At 68.7% G+C, this 1,743-nt stretch carries 1 protein-coding gene; it reads right to left on the bottom strand.

The window, feature by feature from the left end:
* Positions 1-1,448, bottom strand: a 1,448-nt coding sequence (locus ABZ883_RS43095; protein ID WP_360917787.1) for a CHASE3 domain-containing protein, incomplete at its 3' end; no start/stop codon positions are given.
* Positions 1,449-1,743 lie beyond the last annotated feature (295 nt).

Here is a 1,743-nt window from a genome sequence, read left to right as displayed (position 1 = left end):
TTGCACAGGGCGAGGCCGATGCCGCTGCCGGGGTAGTTGTCCTTGGTGTGGAGGCGGTTGAAGATCACGAAGATGTGGTCTGCGAATTCCGGGTTGATGCCGATGCCGTTGTCGGTGACGGTGAAGCGCCAGTGTTCGCCTTCGGGTGTGGCTCCGAGGTGGATCGCGGGGGCGCGGTCGGGGTGGCGGTATTTGACGGCGTTGGAGATCAGGTTCTGCCAGAGCTTGCCCAGTTGTGTGGGGTCTGCGGTGAGTTCGGGCAGCTGGTCGCGGGTGATGGTGGCGGCGGATTCGTCGATGGTCACGCTGAGGTTGTCCAGTGCCCGGTCGACGATTGTGTTCAGGTCGGTGGGCTGGTGCTCGCTGGGTAGGCGGCCGACCCGGGAGAAGGCCAACAGGGCGTTGATGAGGGTCTGCGTGCGGGTGGCGCCGTCGGCGGCGAAGGCGATGTACTGGTCGGCGCGGTCGTCGATCTGGCCGGCGTAGCGGCGCTGGAGGAGCTGGGTGAAGCTGGCGACTTTCCGCAGGGGTTCTTGCAGGTCGTGGGAGGCCACGTAGGCGAACTGTTCCAGTTCGGTGTTGGAGCGCTTGAGGTCGGCGGCCTGCGCGTCCAGTTGCTGCCGGGCGTGCTCGCTGGATGCGATTTCGTCGGCCAGGCGACGGCGCATGGATTCCAGGTCCGCACCCAGGTGGCGTAGGTCGGCCGGCCCGGTGGCGGTGATGGGGCGGGCGAAGTCGCCGCGGGTGACGGTGCGGGCATCGGCACTGAGGGCTGTGAGTGGTCTGTTGATGCCGCGGCGCAGCCCCTCGAAGACCAGTACGTCCAGGAGCACGATCACTGCCGCGATCGCGATGAGTACCCGGTTCTGCAGGTGCTGTGCCCGGGTGAGACCGCGCACTGCTGAGGTGCGGTCGTCGCGCAGATGGTCCTGCAGTGCGGTCATCGCCACGCGCAGCCGGTCGAATGCCGCCTTGCCCTCGGTGGCGCGCTCGCTCGCTACCGGCACTGGGGCTCCGGCCGGGGTGGCCGCGATCGGGTTGGCGAAGCGCTGCTGCCAGTCCTGGGAGCGGGCCTCGACCTGTTGTAGGTCTGCGCGGCCTTGCGGGTTGTGGGCCAGCAGTTCGTGCAGGCGGTTCACGGCCGTCTTCTGGTCGGCCAGGCCTTGTCGGTACGGCTGGAGGAACTCGTTGCGCCCGGTCAGGCCGTAGCCGCGGATGCCGGTCTCCTGGTTGACCAGGGCGGTCTCCAGGCGTATCGAGTTGGTCAGGGACGGAGAGCGGGTGTCGACCAGGTCCCTGGTGATCGCCGTGGCACGGTTCATCGCCCACAGGCCGAGCCCGCCCAGAGCCACCAGCACGACCAGCGCCGCACTCACGCCGGCCAGGAGCCAGCGTCGCGTCGTCCAGCCTGCTCCTGCCCGCCGGGCAGCGCCCTGCTCTGCCGTCATCACGATGCTCCTGGGTGTCCAGCCGGCCGCCCGCACCCGCGGGCGGCCGGGACACTGTATCCCGGCATTGACAACCCTTGTTGTCGCTGTCGGGGATGGGAGCCTAGAGTGGGCGTATGCCTGGCATCCATTTCTCTTTGCGGATGAGCGAGGAGGAGATCGCCGCGCTCGCCGCCGGCGCGGTCGACGACCTCGTGGGTGAACTGGTCGGTCGCGCCTTCCAGCGTCTTCCCGGGGGCGCGCATTCGCCCGCCCAGGCCGAGGCCCTGGCCCATCTGCACATGCTGGTCCACCT

This window comes from Streptomyces sp. NPDC046977, from assembly GCF_040644455.1.
Lineage (GTDB): Bacteria > Actinomycetota > Actinomycetes > Streptomycetales > Streptomycetaceae > Actinacidiphila.
The sequence above is the reverse complement of the archived record's forward strand: the minus strand, read 5'-3'. Positions and strand labels throughout refer to the sequence as shown.